This is a genomic window from Allobosea sp. NPDC003192 (assembly GCF_050275675.1).
Taxonomy (GTDB): Bacteria; Pseudomonadota; Alphaproteobacteria; order Rhizobiales; family Beijerinckiaceae; genus Allobosea.
Map to the genome: position 1 here is coordinate 41,085 of NZ_JBNNPK010000004.1, position 18,471 is coordinate 59,555.

Genomic DNA, 18,471 nt, shown 5'->3' on the forward strand with positions numbered 1-18,471 from the left:
TGCCAGCATGTGGCGAGCCGCGACCATCCTGTTTCTGTCGCTTACAGCTCAGATGGCGACCACTATCCCGGCACACGCTTGTCGTGGGGCGCAATTTCATCAAGTCGTGCTGCTGCCGGCCATACCGCCCATCGCTCAGAACAGCCCAGTGATCGCACGGGTCGAGATCCTGCGCATCGATCGTGATAAGCTGGCCGGTAGCCCTCCGAATTTTGAGAGGGCGACAGCGATCGCCAAGGTATTGGAGGGCATCCGTGGCGTCGAAACCAACGAGACCATCCGCATCCCGGCAGACCGGACAAGTTGCGGCGGCGGCGTCAACGGCGGCAATATCGGCCGGAGTGCCTACGTTGCCGGCAAGTTCACCGAGTCCGGGCTTTTCGACGGAACTTGGACCTTAGGCCAGATCGGCATGGACTTTTTCAAAGCCCATCCGAATTAGTTTACTATCGGCTCGACCGGCAAGACAACGTCATCCCGATCGCTTCTTCAGTCCGCGCGAAGAAGCTTTATTCCGATTCCCTCTCAACTTAGTTGAGTGTCATTGCGAGCGTGGCGACGACGCAATGACACAAAATCACCGAACGCAGCTCAAAAGCGCGGCGACGAGAAGCTGTTGGCGAACGGGTTGGCACCCGAGCCGATGCGCGAGGGCAGCGTGCCTTCACCGTAGAGCTCGCCGGAGGCCGAATAGACCGGACTCGCCACGATGTTCTGCGTCGCATAGCGGTTCATGCTGCCGACCGGCACGACATTGCCGGCGTCGAAATAGCTGCGCTTCTGCACGGTGACGCGCAGTGGACGGCGCTGCTGCTGGGCTTCGGCCACCGAGACCGCGAAGGTGACGGCTGCGACGGACAAGGCCAGGCCGGCGGCGAGGCGGGAAAGCGAACGCATGACGATCTCCTGAGGCGGTTGCCTCCGCCGAAGCTGCCGGCGGATCGGCTGTCGCTGACGATACAATTCCAGAGTTAATGCTTTTGTTGCGGCCCGCCAGTGCCGCGGAGCAACACGAGGCCGTTACCGCGCCTGCGCCTGCTTGCCGCTAGATCACCGCGCGTCCGACAGAACGCGATAACGGTGATCTATCTCACTGTCACAGCATCGGATTTTTCCGAAAAGTGGATTCCACTTTTCGGTCCGATGCTTTGGTCGGCCGCAGCGCCGGCGCCTTGCTGTCGGCGTCGAGCCAGGAGCCCTTGCGGCCGGTCGCGGCGAGCCGTGGCACCGAACAGCCCTGCCGGCGGTTGAGCTCGGTGCGGGCGAAGCTGGTGCGCAACTCCGGATCGTCGCCGGCGCTCAGGAGATCGATCCGATCGATCAGGCAGATCAGTTGCGCCCGGTCGGCCGGCCTGGCCTCGCTGCCGCACCACCAGCCCGAGAAGGAGAGATGCGCCGCCGCGTCGAGATGGCGGAAGGCGATACAGGCGCGTCCGGCCGCGCCGTCGCTGAGGCCGATATCGGCGGTCTCGACGGTACCGAACTTGGTCTCGATCGTGGTAGCCGCGCCGCTGCGCCCGACCGAGAGGCCACGCGCTGCACTCTCGCGCACGAGACCGATCACGAAGGGCTGCGATACTCCGGCGAGCACTTTCTGCGCCTGCGCATCGCGGTTGATCCGGAATTTGAGCGACAGGAACGACTTGCCGTCATCGAACGCGCCAAAAGTCAGCACGTCCTCGCGACTCTGTCCGTCCTGGCTGCGCCGCGCTTCATAGGCGTTGCGCTTGTCGAGTTCCGGGGATTCCACCCCGAACAGCGCGATCGGCCGGCCGATCGTCACCCAGCCTTCCTGTCCGGCGGCCATCGGCAGTGCCTGCAGACGGACATCGCGCACCACGGGAGCGGCTGAAGCCTCCGTCAACGTCAGGCTGGCGAGCGCGGGTTCCGACGAACCAGAAGAGAGACCGGCAACGAGCATCGCGGTCAGGCTGACCCCGGTCAGGGCCGCCAGGCCGCGCCAGACGAGGCCGCCGGTCAAGCCGATGGCGCTGGACCGGAAGACGCGCCGCACCGGCCGCATGACCCGTCCGAGGCCGGCCTCGGCTGCATCTGCGAGATCGACCAGCCGTGCGGCAAGGTCGAAGCGCCCCGGCGCGGCATCGGCCAGGCCTTGCAGGCGCGGCTGAACGCGTTGGCCGCTTTCCTGCAGGCGCAGTTTGACTCGTTGCCAGATGGCGCTGATCTCGTCCCCGGACACGACAGAACCCGACCCATTGGGCAGCCCGCACCCCTGCAAGCCGCCTCGTCCCACTCGCTGGCGAGCTTTCGCCGTCCGCAATGAGCAGGCCGTTACCAGGCGCCTTCCATCACGAAACAGGGTCAATGACGGGTAAGGAGGCAGGGTTAACGTCGGCGAGCCAGCAGGACGATTGACTTTTTACGGCAGCTTGTGTTTGGGATTGCGCGCCGGGCTCCTATCTCCCGGCTTCGCGATGATGCTCAGGTTGGCTCTGTGACGTTCCGTCTGACGACGAAAACCACGACCAAAACGACGGCCGGGAAAACCCGGACGTCGCACTGACACGTCGCCTCGATTCCGGGTTCTCCCCCCCGGCCGGGGTCAACCGGCCGAACCCGCAAGCGAGATCAGCGGCGACGGCTCCCCGGGGAGGCATAACCGGTTTCGCCAGAAGGAATTCACGAAGATGAGCTTCAAGGTCGCGGTCGTCGGCGCCACGGGCAATGTGGGCCATGAAATGCTCGACATCCTCGCCGAGCGCGCTTTCCCCGTCAGCGAGGTCGTGGCGCTCGCCTCCTCCCGCTCCGTCGGCACCGAGGTCTCCTTCGGCGACAAGACGCTGAAGGTAAAGGCGCTCGAGCATTACGACTTCTCCGACACCGATATCTGCCTGATGTCGGCCGGCGGCGCGGTCTCGAAGGAATGGTCGCCGAAGATCGGCGCGCAGGGCGCGGTCGTGATCGACAACTCCTCGACCTGGCGCATGCATCCCGACGTGCCGCTGATCGTGCCGGAGGTGAACGCCGCCGCAGCCGCCGGCTTCAGCAAGATGAACATCATCGCCAACCCGAACTGCTCGACGGCGCAGCTCGTCGTGGCGCTGAAGCCGCTGCATGAGCGCTTCGGCGTCAAGCGCGTCGTGGTCTCGACCTATCAGTCGGTCTCCGGCGCCGGCAAGGAGGCGATGGACGAGCTCTTCAACCAGACCCGCTCGGTCTTCGCCGCCGGCGAGGTCGAGGCCAAGAAGTTCTCCAAGCGCATCGCCTTCAACGTCATTCCGCACATCGACGTCTTCATGGAAGACGGCTTCACCAAGGAAGAGTGGAAGATGATGGCGGAGACCAAGAAGATCCTCGATCCGAAGATCAAGCTGACCGCTACTTGCGTGCGCGTGCCGGTCTTCATCGGCCATTCCGAGAGCGTCAACATCGAGTGCGAGAAGCCGGTCACCGCCGACGAGGCGCGCGAGGTGCTGCGCACCGCCCCCGGCATCCTCGTCATCGACAAGCACGAGCCCGGCGGCTACATCACCCCGCATGAGGCAGCCGGCGAGGACGCGACCTATATCTCGCGCATCCGCGAGGACGCCACGGTCGAGAACGGGCTCGCCTTCTGGTGCGTCTCCGACAATCTGCGCAAGGGTGCGGCACTCAATGCGGTCCAGATCGCCGAGGTTCTGGTCAACCGCAAGCTGATCCAGCCGCGCAAGCAGGCGGCCTGAATTCGGGCCACCCTGTTCAAAGAAAATTTCAAGGCGGGCCTCGTGCCCGCCTTTTTCTTGCGCGGACGCATGGCGGCCGTGCCGGATTTGCGCAAGGGATCGCCGCGATCCTCGGCTAGGGTCGGCTTCTCCTAGAGATTTGTCGAAGACCTTGCCCGACACCTTGACCAGAGTGCCTCTGCCGGTCGAACCAGCCCCGGCCGAGCCGCCGCAGCGCCCTGCGCCGCGGCGCGACAACAGCCTGCGCGCCATCGGCCTGATGCTGCTCGGCAGCGTCTTCCTCTCCGCCGCCGACGTCGCCTCGAAATACCTCACCGCCACCACGCCGGCGATCCAGGTCGTCTGGCTGCGTTATGCCGCCTTCGCACTGATCATGCTGGCGGTCGCTGCTCCCGGCGGCTTCAAGCAACTGAAGCCGCGGCGCGCCAGCATGCAGATCCTGCGTGGCGTCGCCGTGACAGTCTCTTCGATCCTGTTCGTCTCCTCGCTCCGATATCTGCCGATCGCCGACGCGACCGCGACGAGCTTCGTCTCGCCGCTCTTCGTCACCGCACTCTCGATCCCGATCCTCGGCGAGAAAATCGGCTGGCGGCGCTGGACCGCGACGGCCGTCGGCCTAATCGGCGTGCTGATCGTCGTCCGACCGGGCGGCAGCGATTTCCAGCTCGCCTCGATATTGCCGGTGCTGTCGGCGGTGACCTGGGCCTTCGCGCTGATCGTCACCCGGATGATGAGCGCGACCGAAAACCCTGTGACGACGCTCGCCTGGTCGGCAGTGGTCGGCTGCCTGGTGCTGTCGGCGCTGCAACCGCTGACCTGGCAGCCGCTATCGACCGAAGCTCTGCTGGTCGGCCTGTTCATCGGCGTGTCCTCGACCGTCGGCCACTGGTTCGTGATCCAGGCCTTCCGGCACGCCGACGCCTCGCTGCTGGCGCCCTTCTCCTATGTCCAGCTGCTCTGGGCCTCGGCCTTCGGCTTCATCCTGTTTTCGGTGCTGCCCGACGTTTTCACCTGGTTCGGCTCGGCGATCATCATCGCGTCGGGCCTCTACACCGCCCATCGCGAGCGCATCAGGGCGCACAAGGTCACGGGGCACTGAACTTTCGCGGCAGTCTCAGACCGCCTTTACGCCATAGCGCGCCATGAAGGTCGTCACCGCCTCGCCGACCACGCGCGCGATCTCGTCCTCGCTCGGCGGCGTACGTACCGCATTGAACAAGCGCGGGCGCATCAGGGTCGACTGCGAGAGATCGACGAACTGCGCGGCAGCCAGGGCAGTGTCCGCGATCGCCAATTCGCCCTTGGCGACGCGCTGGTCGAGAAAGGCCGCCAGGTTCCGGGCGCCCTGCATCGGGCCGCGCTCGTAGAATTCGCGACCAAGCTCGGGCATGCGCTCGGCGACCCCCAGCACGATCCGGTGGGCGCTCAGTGCAAACGGGCCGGTCAGCAGGCGCACCAGCCCCACGCCGAAATTCGTCAGCGCCAGGGCGAGATCCGGCTCCTCGGCCAGCGCCTCGTACATGCCCTGCTTCTGCTTCTCGCGCTCGCGCTCGATCAGCGCGACGAAGAGATGCTCCTTGTCCTCGAAATAGACATAGAGCGTGCCCTTGGAGACATTCGCCGCCGCGGCGATGTCGTTCATGCTGGCCGCATCGAAGCCGCGCGCCGTGAACACGGCGTGCGCGCCCTCGAGAATCTGATGACGCTTGTCGGGATCCGCCCCGGCGACACGCCGGTTGCGGGAGATCGCCTTGACGTGCCGCGGCTCCAGCGTCGCGCTCATCATCGTCCTTCCGTTTCGCGCATAGTCGCGCTTGCAAAAATAATCGAACCGATTGGTTCGATTTCCTCTTGATATGCACCGCGTCCGGCGCTATTTCAACCACAATCGAACCGAGCGGTTCGAATTGTGATTGTCAGGGCATAGCCACCATGACTGTCGAATCTGCCGTTGAAAAGCGCACCGAGCCCCGCCGCGACCGGCTGAAGCTGGTCGATCCCGTGCTCGAGCAGACGCCAGCACCTGCCGAAGCCCGCAAGGCTGACGGAGAACGCACTTCTTCCCCCCAGGCAGGCGAGAAGCCGGCGCCTAAGCGCAGCGGCGCCAAGCGCGTCGCGCTGATCCTCGTCGCGGGCACGGCCCTCGCCGCCGGCCTCTGGTTCGGCGTCGACTGGTGGCGCAATGGCCGCTTCATCGTCTCCACCGACGACGCCTATGTCGGCGCCGAGATGGCGACGATCTCGGCCAAGCTGCCCGCCAACATCGCGACGATCGCGGTGACGCAGAACCAGGAGATCAAGGCCGGCCAGCAGCTGGTCAAGCTCGACAACGGCGACCAGCGCATCGCGCTGGAGAGCGCACAGGCCAAGAGCGCGACCGCCAAGGCCACGCTCTCGCGCATCGATGCGCAGGTCGAGGCTGCCCGCGCCAGCCTGCAGCAGGCGCAGGCGCAGCAGAGCTCAGCCGAGGCTGCCGTCACCCGCACCGCCGCCGATTTCGACCGCGCCAGCAATCTCGCCGCCAAGTCCTATGGCTCGCAGGCGACGCTCGACGCCGCCACCGCCGCGCGCGACCAGGCAGTCGCCTCGCTCGCCAGCGCCAAGGCCGGCGTCGTCCAGGCCCAGGCCAATATCGAGGTGCTGAAGGCGCAGCGCGTCGAGGCCGCCCGGCAGATCGACGAGCTCAAGGTCGCCGAGGACAAGGCGGCGCGCGATCTCTCCTTCATGACGATTTCCGCCCCGATCGACGGCCTCGTCGCCAACACCAACATGCAGCTCGGCGACCTCGTCAGCGCCGGCAAGCGCCTGATGTCGATCGTCCCGCTCGACAAGGTCTATGTCGACGCCAATTTCAAGGAGACGCAGGTCGGCCCGCTGAAGATCGGCGACAGGGCGAAGATCACCGTCGACGCCCTGCCCGGGCAGGTCTTCGACGGCACCGTCAGCGGTATCGCCGGCGGCACCGGCTCGGTCTTCACCCTGCTGCCGCCCGACAATGCCACCGGCAACTTCACCAAGATCGTCCAGCGCGTGCCGGTCCGCATCGCCCTGTCGCCGGAATCGGCCGGCAAGCACATTCTGCGTCCTGGCATGTCGGTCGTGGTCTCGATCGACCCGCGGCCAGGCGCACAGAAGTAAGTTTCCGGACCCTCGACCCGAGGAGCCGTTCCCGACCGGGGAATGGCGATGCGCCAAGGCTCAATCGCCCCTTCTGGGCCAAAGCGCACCGCGCCTCACGGCGCTCCTCGGGCCGGGGGCCCGGCCCTATCAACCAGACAGCGATACCCTGTCGAGGAGGCCTGAATGGCCACCGCCACGACTGCGCTTCCCGCCGGTCCCACGCCGGCCGAGGACGCCATTCCGATGCGCCGGATCTTCGCCTTCCTGGCGATGGTCTTCGGCATGTTCATGGCGATTCTCGACATCCAGATCGTCTCGGCCTCGCTCGCCGAAATCCAGGCCGGGCTGTCGGCCTCCAGCGACGAGATCGCCTGGGTCCAGACCGCCTATCTGATCGCTGAAGTCATCATGATCCCCTTGTCCGGCTATCTCAGCCGGGCGCTGTCGACCCGCGTCTTCTTCTCGATCGCCGCCGCCGGCTTCACCGTCGCGAGCGTGCTCTGCGCCACCTCCAGTTCGATCAACGAGATGATCCTATGGCGGGCAATCCAGGGCTTCATCGGCGGCGGCATGATCCCCGGCGTCTTCGCCGCGGCCTTCACCATCTTCCCGGCCTCGAAGCGGCCGATCGTCTCGCCGCTGATCGGCCTGATCGCCACGCTCGCCCCGACCATCGGCCCGACCGTCGGCGGCTATCTCAGCCACGCCTTCTCCTGGCACTGGCTCTTCCTGGTCAATGTCGTGCCCGGCATCGGCGTCACCATCGCCGCCTGGACGCTGATCGATTTCGACAAGCCCGACCACAGCCTGCTCCGCCGCTTCGACTGGGTCGGCCTCGGCGCCATGGCCGCCTTCCTCGGCAGCATGGAGTATGTGCTCGAAGAGGGCACGCGGCTCGACTGGTTCGAGAGCCATGAGATCGTGCTCTTCACCTTCGTGATGATCATCGGCGCCATCCTGTTCTTCTGGCGGGCGCTGACGCGCGACGATCCGCTCGTCGACCTCTACGCCTTCCGCAACCGCAACTTCGCCTTCGGCTCGCTGTTCTCCTTCACCATGGGCATCGGCCTCTACGGGCTGACCTATCTCTACCCGGTCTATCTCGGGCGCATCCGCGGCTATGACGCGCTGATGATCGGCGAGACCATGTTCGTCACCGGCCTCGCCATGTTCCTGACGGCGCCGATCGCCGGGCGCCTCTCGGCCAAGCTCGACCCGCGCATCATGATGATGATCGGCTTCGGCGGCTTCGCGCTCGGCACCTACATTGCCTCGGCCATCACCGCCGATTGGGACTTCTACGAGCTCCTGGTGCCGCAGATCCTGCGCGGCTGCTCGCTGATGCTGTGCATGGTGCCTATCAACAACCTGGCGCTCGGCACCTTGCCGCCGCAGCAGCTCAAGAACGCCTCGGGCCTCTACAACCTCACCCGCAATCTCGGCGGCGCGGTCGGGCTCGCGGTGATCAACACCCTGCTCAACAGCCGCACCGACCTGCATATCACCCGCCTGCACGAGGCCGTCGCCGCCGGCCGCCAGATCGCCGAGGAGAACCTGGCGTCGATGACGCAGCGCTTCATCGAATATGGCGACGCTGCCCAGTCGATGGCACTGAAGCTACTGACGCAGCGGGCTCATAAGCAGGCGCTGGTCATGGCTTTCGGCGATGTCTTCCTCGGCCTGACCTGCATTTTCGCAGCCCTGGTCGTGCTCGCCATCTTCATGAGCAAGCCGCCAGCGGCCAAGCCCGGGGCCGGAGGTGGTGGGCACTGACGCCTCCGGAACGAGGCCTCCTGCACCGTGGACAACCCCCTGATGCGTCTTGCCGCAGGTGCGAAGAGATTGACAGTCGGCTTCGGAGACGGCAAAAATATGAGCAATATCAGTAGTTTAGATAAATTCTAAACTGCGAGCACACCGATCTTCGAGTTGGAAGGCGTTCATGAGCATTCTGTCTCTCAAGGATGGCAGCCCGGTGCGAGCCCAGGTGGACCAGATTCCCTGGCCGCAGAAGGCTCCGGCAGCCTGCCCGATCAGCGCGGTCAAGGCGCGCCTGCGCAGCGTCGGCCTGCGTCCGACCCGCCAGCGCATGGCGCTCGGCTGGCTGCTCTTCGCCAAGGGCGACCGTCATGTCAGCGCCGAGATGCTCTATGAGGAAGCGCTGCGCGCCCGTGAGCCGCTTTCGCTGGCGACCGTCTACAACACGCTGCGCCAGTTCTCGGAAGCGGGCCTGTTGCGGCAGGTTTCGGTGTCGGGCCCCAAGACCTTCTTCGACACCAACGTCTCGGAGCACCACCACTTCTACAATGAGGACGACGAGACGGTCGTCGACATCCCGGGCTCCGAGATCCATGTCTCGGGCCTGCCGGTCGCGCCGGACGGCATGATGATCTCCTCGGTCGAGGTGATCGTGCGCCTGCGTCGCGCCGATGGCGAGGAGACGGTGACGAAGGTCGCCGGGGGCCACAGGGCGTGATCGTCTGCTCCTGCAACGTCCTCTCCTGCCGACAGATCAAGGGCACGATTGCCCCTGACGGCAGCGGCCCGCGCACCGCGGGCGAGGCCTATGACTGCCTCGGCTGCAGCCCGGATTGCGGCCGTTGCGCTCGCGAAGTCCGCTCTTTGCTTGTCGAGGCGCGCGCCGCCTGCGCCAGCCAGTGCCATAGCTGCGCCAGCCACGATGTCGAATGCGCCGTGCATGTTTCGGTCGGCCTGATGATGGCGGGCATCGAAGAGAACGACGACCGCGTCGCCGCCTGATCGCTGCGACCCGATTTTTCTCCCGTCAGGCGCGCAATCCGCCCTTCCCTTTCCGCCCCTGTCGCTCTACATTAGGATCATTCTAATGTAACCGATTGCGAGGAGAGCGGCATGAAGGGCGACAAGAAGGTCATCGAATACCTCAACAAGGGCCTGCGCTCCGAGCTCACGGCCATCAACCAGTATTGGCTGCACTACCGGATGCTCGACAATTGGGGGCTGAAGGACATGGCCAAAACCTGGAAGAAGGAATCGATCGAGGAGATGGTCCATGCCGACCGTTTCGTCGACCGGATCCTCTTCCTCGAAGGCTTCCCGAACCTGCAGACGCTCGACGCGCTGCGCATCGGCGAGAACGTCAAGGAAGTGATCGAGTGCGACCTCAAGGCCGAGGTCGAGGCCCGCGCCCTCTATCAGGAAGCGGCGAAGTATTGCCGCGACGTTGGCGACTACCCGTCCGAAGACCTGTTCAAGGCACTGATGAAGGACGAGGAAGGCCATATCGACTTCCTCGAGACACAGCTTGACCTGATCGGCCGTATCGGCCTCGAACTCTACACCCAGAAGCATGTCGGCGGCCTCGAGGGCGACGAGCACTGAGCAACTGCAGGTTTATAAAGGGGTGATAGACCGGGCCTGGTGATAGGCCCGGTTTTTTGTTGCGCATTCGGCTCCCGAATCGTCGCGCCTCATGCCAGAGAGCGGCCACCAGCATGGAGGTCAGGACGATGGGAACAATCGTAGCCGTGGCGCGGGACGACGGTCACCGGTTCAGCAAGCCGATCCTGCCGGCGATTCGGCTGCTTGCCGGCCTCGGCGTCGAGGGAGATGCCCATTGCGGGAAGACGGTGAAGCACCGCTCGCGCGTCGCCGTCGATCCGACACAACCTAACCTGCGCCAGGTCCACCTCATCCACGCCGAATTGTTCGAGGAGCTCGCGGACAAGGGTTTCTCGCTTCAGCCGGGAGACATGGGCGAGAACGTCACCACGCGCGGGCTCGACCTGCTCGGCCTGCCCGCCGGCACCCGCCTGCGGCTCGGCTCCGAGGCGCTCGTCGAGGTCACCGGGCTGCGTAACCCATGCGTCCAGATCGAAGCCTTCCAGCCCGGCCTACTCAAGGCCGTGCTCGGCCGCGACGCGGATGGAAATCTGATCCGCAAGGCCGGGGTCATGGCGGTCGTGCTCCAGGGCGGCGAGGTCCACCCCGGCGATTCGATCGGCATCACCTTCCCGGCCCTGCCGTACCGGGCCCTTGAACGCGTTTGAGGCGGCGGAGCCTTCCGGCCCGCCGCCTCATCGATATATCAAGACCATAGCCCGGTCAGGCTGGTTCAGCCTGACCGACGCGATACGCTCGCGGCCAGCTCCTCAGAGGAAGCTGATGTTCGCGGCCTCGGGGCCCTTCTTGCCGGCGCGGATCGAGAAGCGCACGCGCTGTCCATCCATCGGCGGCTGCAGGCCGCTGCGGCTCAGCGACGAGACGTGCAGGAACACATCCGGCCCGCCTTTGTCGGGGGCGATGAAGCCAAAGCCGCGATCGGTGTTGAAGAACTTCACCGCGCCGTCGAACGGGCCTTCCATCGGGGCGCTGGCGCCGCGATCGAAGCCACCGCGATCACCGCGGTCGAAGCCACCACGGTCGCCGCGGTCATAGCCGCCGCCACCGCCATAACCGCCGCCGAAATCGTCACGCGGCGGGCGCGGCGAGAACGGACGGCCACCGCCGCCAGGACCGCCGGCGCCACGCGGCGCGGCAGGGGCTGCGGTCGAGGCGTCGATCTCGTGGACGGAGACGACCTGGAGGCCGCGCCGGCCTTCGCCGAGATCACAGATGATGGTCGCACCGGGCTGCAGATCCTGCGGATCCTGCGGGCCGATGGCCGAGATGTGGAGAAAAACGTCGCCGGAGCCGTCCGCCGGAGAGGCAAAGCCGAAGCCTTTCTCCGGATCGAACCACTTGACCTTGGCTTCGATATTCTCGTGGGTGACGAAGGGCGCCGGGGCGGCGGGCTTACGACGATCGAACATGCAGCTTCAACGATAGTGACCGGGAGCGCGCAATCTAGCGCAAGCTTCCGGGTTCGTCATCGGTGCGGCGCAGCAAAAATGCTTGTCCGGCGAAATCAGGCCGGATCGCAAATTTTTTCCCCAGCGACCGCCGTTTCAAGCGGCGGATTGACTAAAACTCACTCGTTCCGGAGCAGACGTCAACCGTCCTGTCCGGGCTCCGCCTCCGAGCAGCGGATCATCTGTACTTTTTTCGGCATCTCGCCGACCGCCGGGACGAATTGCCCGGTCTGCGGGTCGAGCAGCATCAGCACGCCGCTCGCGACTGCGAAATAGGCGCCGTGCAGATGCAGCCTGCCTTTGCTCTCGAGGATGTTGATGCAGGGGAAGGTTCGCAGGTTTGCAAGCGACTGCTGCACCGAGAGCAGGGCGAGGCGCTCGACATAGTCATCGAGCGTCTCGTTCCGGCCGCGTCCGCCCGAGCGCCTGGCCGCCGGTTCGACCAGCGTGATCCAGCGGCCGATGAAGTCACCGGACGACAGTGGCCCTTGCGTATCGTCGGCAAAGGCCTTGATGCCACCGCAGCGGCCATGGCCAAGCACGACGATATGCTCGACCTTGAGCGCCTGGACACCGTATTCGAGTGCGGCCGAGGTACCGTGCAGCTGGTCGTCAGGCGAGAAGGGCGGAATCAGGTTGGCGATGTTGCGGATCACGAACATCTCGCCGGGGCTCGCATCGAAGATCACCTCGGGCGAGACGCGCGAATCGCAGCAGCCGATCAGCATGATCTTCGGCGTCTGCCCGCTCTCGGCGAGCTTTTCGTAGCGGCTCTGCTCTCGGACGAAGCGATCGTCGAGGAAGGCGCGATAGCCTTCCGTCAGGCGCTGCGGGAACGGCTGAGGAGTTGGCTGGTCCATGGCCGCAGTTGGGCCAGAAGGCGAGTGCCTTCGTCAAGAGCCGTCGGCGATGATTCTGCTGCAACGCAGCATCAAATCTCGCAAAGTCGCTTCTGCAATTGCGCCGCCAGAGCCTCGCCATCGCCCTGAACCGCGACGCGCTTCAGCCGCGCGCTTGCGCCTGCGGTCAGCGAAATCTGTGAACGGGAGACCTGGAGCTCCCTGGCCAGCAGCGCGATCAGCGCGACGTTGGCCTCGCCCTCGCTGGGGGCGGCCCGGACCCGGGCTTTCAGTACTTGGCGGCCATCTGACAGGGTCTCGACGCCGTCGAGGCCATCGCGGCCACCGCGCGGCGTCAGGCGGACGGCGATCGCAAGCCCGTCCAGCGTGGCGGACCAGGCCGCCATCCGGCTAGAACACGTTGGGGTAGATGTAGCGCTGGATCACGCTCTGGATGAAGAAGATCACCAGCAGCAGGATGATCGGCGAGATGTCGATGCCGCCGAGATTGGGCAGCATGTTCCTGATCGGCCGCAGCGCCGGCTCGGTGATCCGGTAGAGGAAATCCCAGACGGTCGAAACGAACTGGTTGCGGGTGTTGACGACGTTGAAGGCGATCAGCCAGCTCAGCACGGCCGAGGCGATCAGCAGCCAGACATAGAGGTTCAGCGCCAGCATCACGACGTCGAGAACGGAACGCATCGAGTAGCATCTCCGAGAAGGCCGGGCGCTCCGCGACGGGCACCCACAAAACTCCTGTCGCAAGCGATTGACAGAAGCGCGACGCAGGGCCTAGAAGGCCAGCGCCCTGGGGGCTGTAGCTCAGATGGGAGAGCGCTGCAATCGCACTGCAGAGGTCAGGGGTTCGAATCCCCTCAGCTCCACCAGGCCTTTCTCCCAACGCATTGAAATTGCTGGCGTCACCGCGCGCCCTGCGCGAGTTACCCCAACATTTACCCCAACACGTGCCGAAGCATGGCGCTGATTGCGGCCCAGCGCCCTCCCCTAGGCAGGTTGGCGATTCGAGCCAACTTTCGCCGGATCGTAGTCGACAATGGCCCGCGAAACGCGGCTCCACTGCGCCTTCGCCGCCGCAGCGCCCTCGCCATAGCTTGCGCCGGCTGCCAGCCCAAGCGATTCGCAGATCGCAGGCGGCATCACGGCGCCGTCGTCCGCCAGCGCTCCGCAGACCCGGTTGAGCGCGACGACCAGCAGGCCTGGCGAAGACGCCTCTATCTCTTCCTCGCGGGGGAGGCTGATGAGCGACCGGAACGCTCGCCGCAGCGTCGCCTTGTCGCCGTCGCCAATGGCGTCGGTGATATCGCGAAGCTTCATGTCACCCATCCGCCATATCGGTGCTGGTGGCCCCACTGCTCGGCCTGGCCGTCCGAGTCCGCGATACCGTTGTCGCCGAAATCTCCTTCGTCGTCGCACTGCGCGCCTTCATCCTCACACTGCTCTTCAAAATCCGGGTCACCGTCGATCTGATCGATGAAGGCGACGATAGCCCCAGCGATGGCGTCAAGCCGGCGCCGTAGGCCGTCAGCGGAATTGGTGGCACATGCTAGCCGGTTCGCGACTTCGCCCAGGATCAGGAGCACGTCGCGGGATTCGGCGGCGGTCAGCTCATCAGCTTCGTGAGGCTGAGCGAAGAGCGGAAAAAGATTGTCGGCTGCGAGGCTCATGACTTCGCCCCCGCCTCGACACGCGCCTTGAAGGCGAGCGCATAAGGAAATTCGCGGTCCCATTCCTCGGTGCAGCAGGCCCAGCGGCGAGGCTCATCGAAGCTCTCCGGGTCTTCCCATCGAGCCGCGAACCAAGTCGGCCAGCCCGGCACGGTTTCGAAGGTCGCACCGCAGCGATCGAGGTAGGTCATTGCGCGCGGAACGCCGGCAGAGAGCTTCGGGTTGCTGCGGTTGAGGAGCGCCAATTCAGCATGCAACCTCGCGACTTCGGCAGGTGACAGAATCCTCATCGCCGGATCTCCATCGGAATGACGCGCCTGCCGATGACCAGTTCCCCGTCAGCAAAGACGACGGGCAGATGGCCGTAGAAGGAGAACGTCGGGAGAGTAACGGGCTTCATGCCGTGGGAGCGCGCGGGCTTGCCCTTGCCGCGGCTGCGATAGATGCGGATCGGGCTCATGCGAGCACCATCGTTTTGAGACAGTCTCGAATAAGCTTCAGGGGCTTTTGGACCGTTTCGTCGATGTACTCGGAGTCGCGAGCAAAAATGACATCGAGCAAAGTGGCAGCTCCGGCCGGTGTCCGCGGCGCGGTTGCGTAGCAGGCGTCAGAGGCGGCCGCCCATATCTCGTACTGCTCGTCGAATTTGTCCGACAGCACCTTCGCTTCCGGGCTCCCCTCCGGCAGGGAACAATATCGTTCAAACTCCCCTGCCTCGGCCTTGTCTAAACGGTGGAACTGCGCGCACAGCTCGAACAGCTTGGCGTCGGGCGCGGTGTCAGCGCCGTCAAGCTGCACAAGTGGTGCCGGCACGTAGGGCGCTGCCTTGCAGATCGCGGCAGCGGCAGGCGAACTGGCGCAGCCGGAAACGACAGCCGGTACAGCAACGGAAGTGAGTACGCCTTTGATCGCGGCGCGGCGGTTCAATGCGGCCATGGAAGAGCACTCCTCTAGGAAGGGAAGCGGCGGCGGGTTAGTGGCGCGAGCCTGCAAACGAGCGCTCGTCTGCGACAGCGTTCGTTGCGGTCACGGCGATTTCGGCGAGGTCGCTGCTGAAGAGCGCAGCGCTGCTCAGCAGCAACCAGGCACGCCACCTCGCTTCGCCTGCATCTGTCGGCTGATGCGCTCTGGCGGTCGCTGCTATGTCGGAAAGCGCGCTGACGACCTCGCCGCTGAAATCTTGCAGCATGTCGCAGGCCGGCGTGATCGGGCCCGGATGATTGATGATGGCGCTTTGCGTAATTGCGCCCTGAACAACCCACAGAAGCTGCGAGAGCTGCGCCAGGTCGTGCATACTCATGGCGGCGAGCTTCGCCCGGGGGAAGATTTGCGAAGCGAAGTCGGGCGACGGCAAGCCAGTGGCGGCAGCCGGAGCGGTGGGGCTCGGCATTGGGTGGTTCTCCAGCGATGTTGAAGGCGATGAGCCTTAGGAGGTCAGGCGGCGGTCGCGCGGGCTGGCATAAGCCAGCCAATTCGCGTCATTCCTGCGAGGATCGGTTTCAGCCCTGCCGTCATAGACGAGCCACCGGGCGTAAGTGAGAAAACGTTGCTGCGCCGCCGGGCTGAGACGCTCGAAAGTCGCAAGGCAGTCACGCATGAACTCCTCCGAGCTCACCGCGCGAACGGCCTTATCGGCTGCGCTGGTTGCGCCCAAGATTGCTGCGCTCGGCGTCGCTGAGACAGCTAGGAAGCTAGCTATGCCCACCAGCAGACGACGGCGGTCCTGATTGTGTGAAGTGTCCATCGTCTCAAACTCCGATGTGGCTGAGGGCGGCTCGCAGCCGATCGACGGCGGCGAAGTTCACGCGGTCGCGGTGCTTCTCGCTGGCAATGGCCTGCCACATCGCGGAGGCGATGGTCTCGATATGGGGCGGCGAGCTGTGTTGCATTGCGGTTGCCCAGATGATCAATTACGATACCTGAGGTATAATTTGAACCTTGGGGCACTGTCAATACCCCAGGTATCATATAGTTCCTGAGGGATTGAAATGGCACTTACAAGTGAGCAGCTCAGGGCAGCTCGGGCACTCCTCCGCTGGGAGCAAAAGGATGTAGCTGAAGCCTCAAAAGTCTCGTTGCCTTCGATAAAGCGGTTGGAAGGCAGGCCCGGACCACTAGGAGCTCAGGATCGGACAGTGGAGGCAATTCAGTCAGCCCTAGAGGCGGCAGGAATAGAATTCATCCCTGAAAACGGCGGCGGTGCCGGTGTGCGCTTGGCCAAGCGCACAGATGGGACAAGCGGTGGGCACTGACGACGCGCACCGTTACCAAGCTCGCAGAGTCGCTATATCCCTCATCATTCGGGCGGCGCACAGGCCGGTTTGCCGGCAGTCATAGAAGCAGCTCGCGGTTGGCATACCTGCGTCGTAGCCGGCGATAATCCGCGAGGATTGGGAGGCGCCCGCCGATGGCGAAGATTAAATCATGCTGCGGGCTAGGAAGCGTGGAGATTCACATGCCCCAGACCACCGCCACCACCAACCAAGCGTCAGGCCGACGAAGAAAGTCGAGGGGCTGTCCTTCAGATCCACTTCAGCACAGGCCAGTTTTCCCTTCAAAGATATCTTCGTTCACACAGCTAAATCGCCGGGTGGAATGTCTCAGCCACCACTACCATCAATATAAAAGCAATCCTCTTGTCCGGCCTTGCACTTACAGGTGCGCCTCGAGTGACGTCGACACTTTTCTCATCGCACTCGCGGAACCGCTGCAGGCACGTTTTCTCAGACGCGCATCGAACCGCATGCTTTCCGCGAGTGCGGTTCCTTGACCCGAAGTTGGATTGGCACTACGTTTTGAGCAGCCATACCCGAAGGTTACCGCTATGATCTCGCGGCTTGCTTGGTTCATTATCTGGACTTTGCTTTGCGTTAGATGCGGCGCCGCGCAGACTCCTGAAGATTTGATTAGGCTCACAGCCTCCAGTATTGGGGCGAGCAGTGAGAAAATGTTTTCTACAAATATTATCGAGTGGGCCAAAACCGACGGCCGTGTGAAGCTCTCAAAGCTGCAGGCCGCTGGACCGATCGTTACCCTCTCGCATGTCGATAGCAAAGTGGCTGCTCCGCTTTGGCAGGTTGTTGGTCGTGCAACCCATCAGAGCGGGTATTCGGATTGGGAGATTATTTTCTCACGCGAAACGGGGACAATTATCAGAGTCGCGGTCCAAGTTTTTCTGAATGCCGAAGATCTGCCCACTCCCCCTGTGATCCATGGGGTCCGGGGCTCGGGATCAGCACAAGTACTCGACGCCTGTGGCGCGCTTGCAGATCTATGCGGACCATCTTCATCAGACGGGGACCGTCGCTCCGTAGAAATCCTGTTTGCGACAACGCGGCAGAAGGTGGATGAATCTGGTCGGACAACATTTTCCGGGGCGCGCGCACGCGCTATGACTTTCGGGGCTGCGAGAGTGCGTATCCCCGAAGATCATCGGCTTGGACACATTGAACTCCCGGGCAGTGCCCGCCTTTTCAGCATTTCCTTGTATGAGCGAAAGCTCGACCTCAAGCGACACTTCGTGATTAAGGACGTCAAGGCACTGGATCGAGAGGATTGGGATCAGGTAATCCGAACAAAGAAAGCCAATGAAGCACTAATATTCGTACATGGATTCAATACAACATTCGACCAATCGCTATATCGAGCAGCTCAAATCGTTTGGGATTTGCAGTATCAGAATCTGTCGATTCTATTTTCTTGGGCGTCGATGGGTGACGTCTTACGATATGAATTCGACCAACAGAGCGCAATGGTTGCTCGAGATAGTTTTATTGAGTTGCTACGAATTCTGCGTACGGAACACGGCATATCTCGCGTTAATGTTGTTGCTCATAGCATGGGGAATTATCTAGTTCTCGATGCGCTTGCAGCTCAGGCCAACAGCGCAAATGCACCGCGGATCTCTGAACTTATCATGGCTGCTCCAGATATTGATCGCGACCTTTTCCGCTCAGTTGCGCCTGCTGTTAGATCACTTGTAGACGGCCTGACGCTTTATGCATCCTCCGCCGACAAGGCTCTAGCGGCTTCAAAGGTTTATGCTGGAGGGATTCCACGCGCTGGTGATGTGCCGGAAGAAGGTCCAGTCACAATGTCCGGCATGGAAACTATCGACGCAACGGCAATCGGTGATGACGTGCTTGGCCTCAATCACGATGTGTTCGCTACCGTGCGGTCGACTATAAATGACATCGGCATTCTAATTTCGATGAGGCCTCGGACACTTCCGCACCAGCGGCTGCGCGAAATTCGCCGCATCCCCGAATTTGCCGCTGAACCGCGCTACTGGCACTTCTCGCGATAGGCGATATCA

At 63.6% G+C, this 18,471-nt stretch carries 26 protein-coding genes and 1 tRNA gene; 12 read left to right on the forward strand and 15 right to left on the reverse strand.

What is annotated here, in order from left to right:
- Positions 1-7: 7 nt before the first annotated feature.
- The gene (locus ACQKLX_RS07055; protein WP_427360756.1) at positions 8-442 is read left to right on the forward strand and encodes a hypothetical protein; all 435 of its coding nucleotides are present in this window, start codon (positions 8-10) and stop codon (positions 440-442) included.
- Between the two features lie 149 nt (positions 443-591).
- Here the strand turns inward: ACQKLX_RS07055 and ACQKLX_RS07060 are convergent, their stop codons facing one another.
- A complete protein-coding gene (locus tag ACQKLX_RS07060; protein ID WP_427360758.1) occupies positions 592-897 on the reverse strand; it encodes a hypothetical protein in 306 nt (101 codons plus the stop codon).
- Between the two features lie 199 nt (positions 898-1,096).
- A complete protein-coding gene (locus ACQKLX_RS07065; RefSeq protein ID WP_427360759.1) occupies positions 1,097-2,200 on the reverse strand; it encodes a hypothetical protein in 1,104 nt (367 codons plus the stop codon).
- Positions 2,201-2,648: 448 nt separating this feature from the next.
- Here ACQKLX_RS07065 and ACQKLX_RS07070 point away from each other — a divergent pair, with 448 nt between their 5' ends.
- Both ACQKLX_RS07070 and ACQKLX_RS07075 read left to right on the forward strand, forming a co-directional pair.
- Positions 2,649-3,683, forward strand: coding sequence for an aspartate-semialdehyde dehydrogenase (locus tag ACQKLX_RS07070; RefSeq protein ID WP_427360761.1), 1,035 nt, complete (start codon positions 2,649-2,651; stop codon positions 3,681-3,683).
- Positions 3,684-3,855: 172 nt separating this feature from the next.
- Positions 3,856-4,782 carry a DMT family transporter gene (locus tag ACQKLX_RS07075; protein WP_427361130.1) on the forward strand — a complete coding sequence of 309 codons (927 nt, stop codon included), beginning with the start codon at positions 3,856-3,858 and terminating at the stop codon, positions 4,780-4,782.
- Positions 4,783-4,797: 15 nt separating this feature from the next.
- Here ACQKLX_RS07075 and ACQKLX_RS07080 read toward each other — a convergent pair whose 3' ends face one another.
- On the reverse strand, positions 4,798-5,466 hold the full coding sequence (locus tag ACQKLX_RS07080) for a TetR/AcrR family transcriptional regulator (RefSeq protein WP_427360762.1): 669 nt from the start codon (positions 5,464-5,466) through the stop codon (positions 4,798-4,800).
- Between the two features lie 149 nt (positions 5,467-5,615).
- On the opposite strand from ACQKLX_RS07080, the gene ACQKLX_RS07085 reads away from it, so the two are divergent.
- From ACQKLX_RS07085 to ACQKLX_RS07110, 6 genes are all read left to right on the forward strand, one after another.
- On the forward strand, positions 5,616-6,821 hold the full coding sequence (locus ACQKLX_RS07085) for an HlyD family secretion protein (RefSeq protein WP_427360764.1): 1,206 nt from the start codon (positions 5,616-5,618) through the stop codon (positions 6,819-6,821).
- Between the two features lie 165 nt (positions 6,822-6,986).
- Entirely contained in the window at positions 6,987-8,576 is a 1,590-nt protein-coding gene (locus ACQKLX_RS07090; RefSeq protein ID WP_427360766.1) for a DHA2 family efflux MFS transporter permease subunit, read from the forward strand.
- A 169-nt stretch (positions 8,577-8,745) separates the two neighbouring features.
- The gene (gene irrA, locus ACQKLX_RS07095; RefSeq protein WP_427360768.1) at positions 8,746-9,279 is read left to right on the forward strand and encodes an iron response transcriptional regulator IrrA; all 534 of its coding nucleotides are present in this window, start codon (positions 8,746-8,748) and stop codon (positions 9,277-9,279) included.
- Positions 9,276-9,563 (forward strand): (2Fe-2S)-binding protein, encoded by a 288-nt coding sequence (locus ACQKLX_RS07100; protein ID WP_091836568.1) that lies wholly within the window; start codon positions 9,276-9,278, stop codon positions 9,561-9,563. The genes irrA and ACQKLX_RS07100 overlap by 4 nt, the downstream gene beginning before the upstream one ends.
- A 111-nt stretch (positions 9,564-9,674) precedes the next feature.
- Entirely contained in the window at positions 9,675-10,163 is a 489-nt protein-coding gene (gene bfr / locus ACQKLX_RS07105; protein ID WP_092156792.1) for a bacterioferritin, read from the forward strand.
- 128 nt (positions 10,164-10,291) lie between these two features.
- A complete protein-coding gene (locus tag ACQKLX_RS07110; protein ID WP_427360770.1) occupies positions 10,292-10,831 on the forward strand; it encodes an MOSC domain-containing protein in 540 nt (179 codons plus the stop codon).
- Positions 10,832-10,933: 102 nt separating this feature from the next.
- On the opposite strand, the gene ACQKLX_RS07115 is transcribed toward ACQKLX_RS07110, so the two are convergent.
- From ACQKLX_RS07115 to ACQKLX_RS07130, 4 genes are all read right to left on the reverse strand, one after another.
- Positions 10,934-11,593, reverse strand: coding sequence for a cold-shock protein (locus ACQKLX_RS07115; RefSeq protein ID WP_091836574.1), 660 nt, complete (start codon positions 11,591-11,593; stop codon positions 10,934-10,936).
- A 179-nt stretch (positions 11,594-11,772) separates the two neighbouring features.
- Positions 11,773-12,492 carry a carbonic anhydrase gene (locus ACQKLX_RS07120; protein ID WP_427360773.1) on the reverse strand — a complete coding sequence of 240 codons (720 nt, stop codon included), beginning with the start codon at positions 12,490-12,492 and terminating at the stop codon, positions 11,773-11,775.
- A gap of 71 nt (positions 12,493-12,563) precedes the next feature.
- The gene (locus ACQKLX_RS07125; RefSeq protein WP_427360775.1) at positions 12,564-12,878 is read right to left on the reverse strand and encodes a DUF167 family protein; all 315 of its coding nucleotides are present in this window, start codon (positions 12,876-12,878) and stop codon (positions 12,564-12,566) included.
- A 4-nt stretch (positions 12,879-12,882) separates the two neighbouring features.
- A complete protein-coding gene (locus tag ACQKLX_RS07130; protein WP_427360776.1) occupies positions 12,883-13,173 on the reverse strand; it encodes a YggT family protein in 291 nt (96 codons plus the stop codon).
- Positions 13,174-13,282: 109 nt separating this feature from the next.
- Between ACQKLX_RS07130 and ACQKLX_RS07135 the strand changes: the two genes are divergently transcribed.
- Positions 13,283-13,358, forward strand: a tRNA-Ala gene (locus ACQKLX_RS07135).
- Positions 13,359-13,476: 118 nt separating this feature from the next.
- Here the strand turns inward: ACQKLX_RS07135 and ACQKLX_RS07140 are convergent.
- The 8 genes from ACQKLX_RS07140 to ACQKLX_RS07175 are packed head-to-tail and all read right to left on the reverse strand — an operon-like array spanning position 13,477 to position 16,066.
- Positions 13,477-13,815 carry a hypothetical protein gene (locus tag ACQKLX_RS07140; protein WP_427360778.1) on the reverse strand — a complete coding sequence of 113 codons (339 nt, stop codon included), beginning with the start codon at positions 13,813-13,815 and terminating at the stop codon, positions 13,477-13,479.
- Positions 13,803-14,156, reverse strand: coding sequence for a hypothetical protein (locus ACQKLX_RS07145; protein WP_427360780.1), 354 nt, complete (start codon positions 14,154-14,156; stop codon positions 13,803-13,805). Before ACQKLX_RS07145 ends, ACQKLX_RS07140 begins: the two co-directional genes overlap by 13 nt.
- Positions 14,153-14,446: a hypothetical protein gene (locus tag ACQKLX_RS07150; RefSeq protein WP_427360782.1), complete on the reverse strand. Its 294-nt coding sequence runs from the start codon at positions 14,444-14,446 to the stop codon at positions 14,153-14,155. The genes ACQKLX_RS07145 and ACQKLX_RS07150 overlap by 4 nt, the downstream gene beginning before the upstream one ends.
- Complete coding sequence (locus tag ACQKLX_RS07155; RefSeq protein WP_427360783.1) at positions 14,443-14,616, reverse strand: hypothetical protein; 174 nt, start codon at positions 14,614-14,616, stop codon at positions 14,443-14,445. The genes ACQKLX_RS07150 and ACQKLX_RS07155 overlap by 4 nt, the downstream gene beginning before the upstream one ends.
- Positions 14,613-15,092: a hypothetical protein gene (locus tag ACQKLX_RS07160; protein WP_427360785.1), complete on the reverse strand. Its 480-nt coding sequence runs from the start codon at positions 15,090-15,092 to the stop codon at positions 14,613-14,615. Before ACQKLX_RS07160 ends, ACQKLX_RS07155 begins: the two co-directional genes overlap by 4 nt.
- A 37-nt stretch (positions 15,093-15,129) precedes the next feature.
- A complete protein-coding gene (locus ACQKLX_RS07165; protein WP_427360787.1) occupies positions 15,130-15,546 on the reverse strand; it encodes a hypothetical protein in 417 nt (138 codons plus the stop codon).
- A 36-nt stretch (positions 15,547-15,582) separates the two neighbouring features.
- Entirely contained in the window at positions 15,583-15,900 is a 318-nt protein-coding gene (locus tag ACQKLX_RS07170; protein ID WP_427360789.1) for a hypothetical protein, read from the reverse strand.
- Positions 15,901-15,904: 4 nt separating this feature from the next.
- Positions 15,905-16,066, reverse strand: coding sequence for a hypothetical protein (locus ACQKLX_RS07175; RefSeq protein WP_427360790.1), 162 nt, complete (start codon positions 16,064-16,066; stop codon positions 15,905-15,907).
- A gap of 78 nt (positions 16,067-16,144) precedes the next feature.
- On the opposite strand from ACQKLX_RS07175, the gene ACQKLX_RS07180 reads away from it, so the two are divergent.
- Positions 16,145-16,408 carry a helix-turn-helix domain-containing protein gene (locus ACQKLX_RS07180; RefSeq protein WP_427360792.1) on the forward strand — a complete coding sequence of 88 codons (264 nt, stop codon included), beginning with the start codon at positions 16,145-16,147 and terminating at the stop codon, positions 16,406-16,408.
- A 572-nt stretch (positions 16,409-16,980) separates the two neighbouring features.
- Positions 16,981-18,462, forward strand: a complete 1,482-nt coding sequence (locus tag ACQKLX_RS07185) for an alpha/beta hydrolase (protein WP_427360794.1) — start codon at positions 16,981-16,983, stop codon at positions 18,460-18,462.
- Positions 18,463-18,471: the final 9 nt, after the last annotated feature.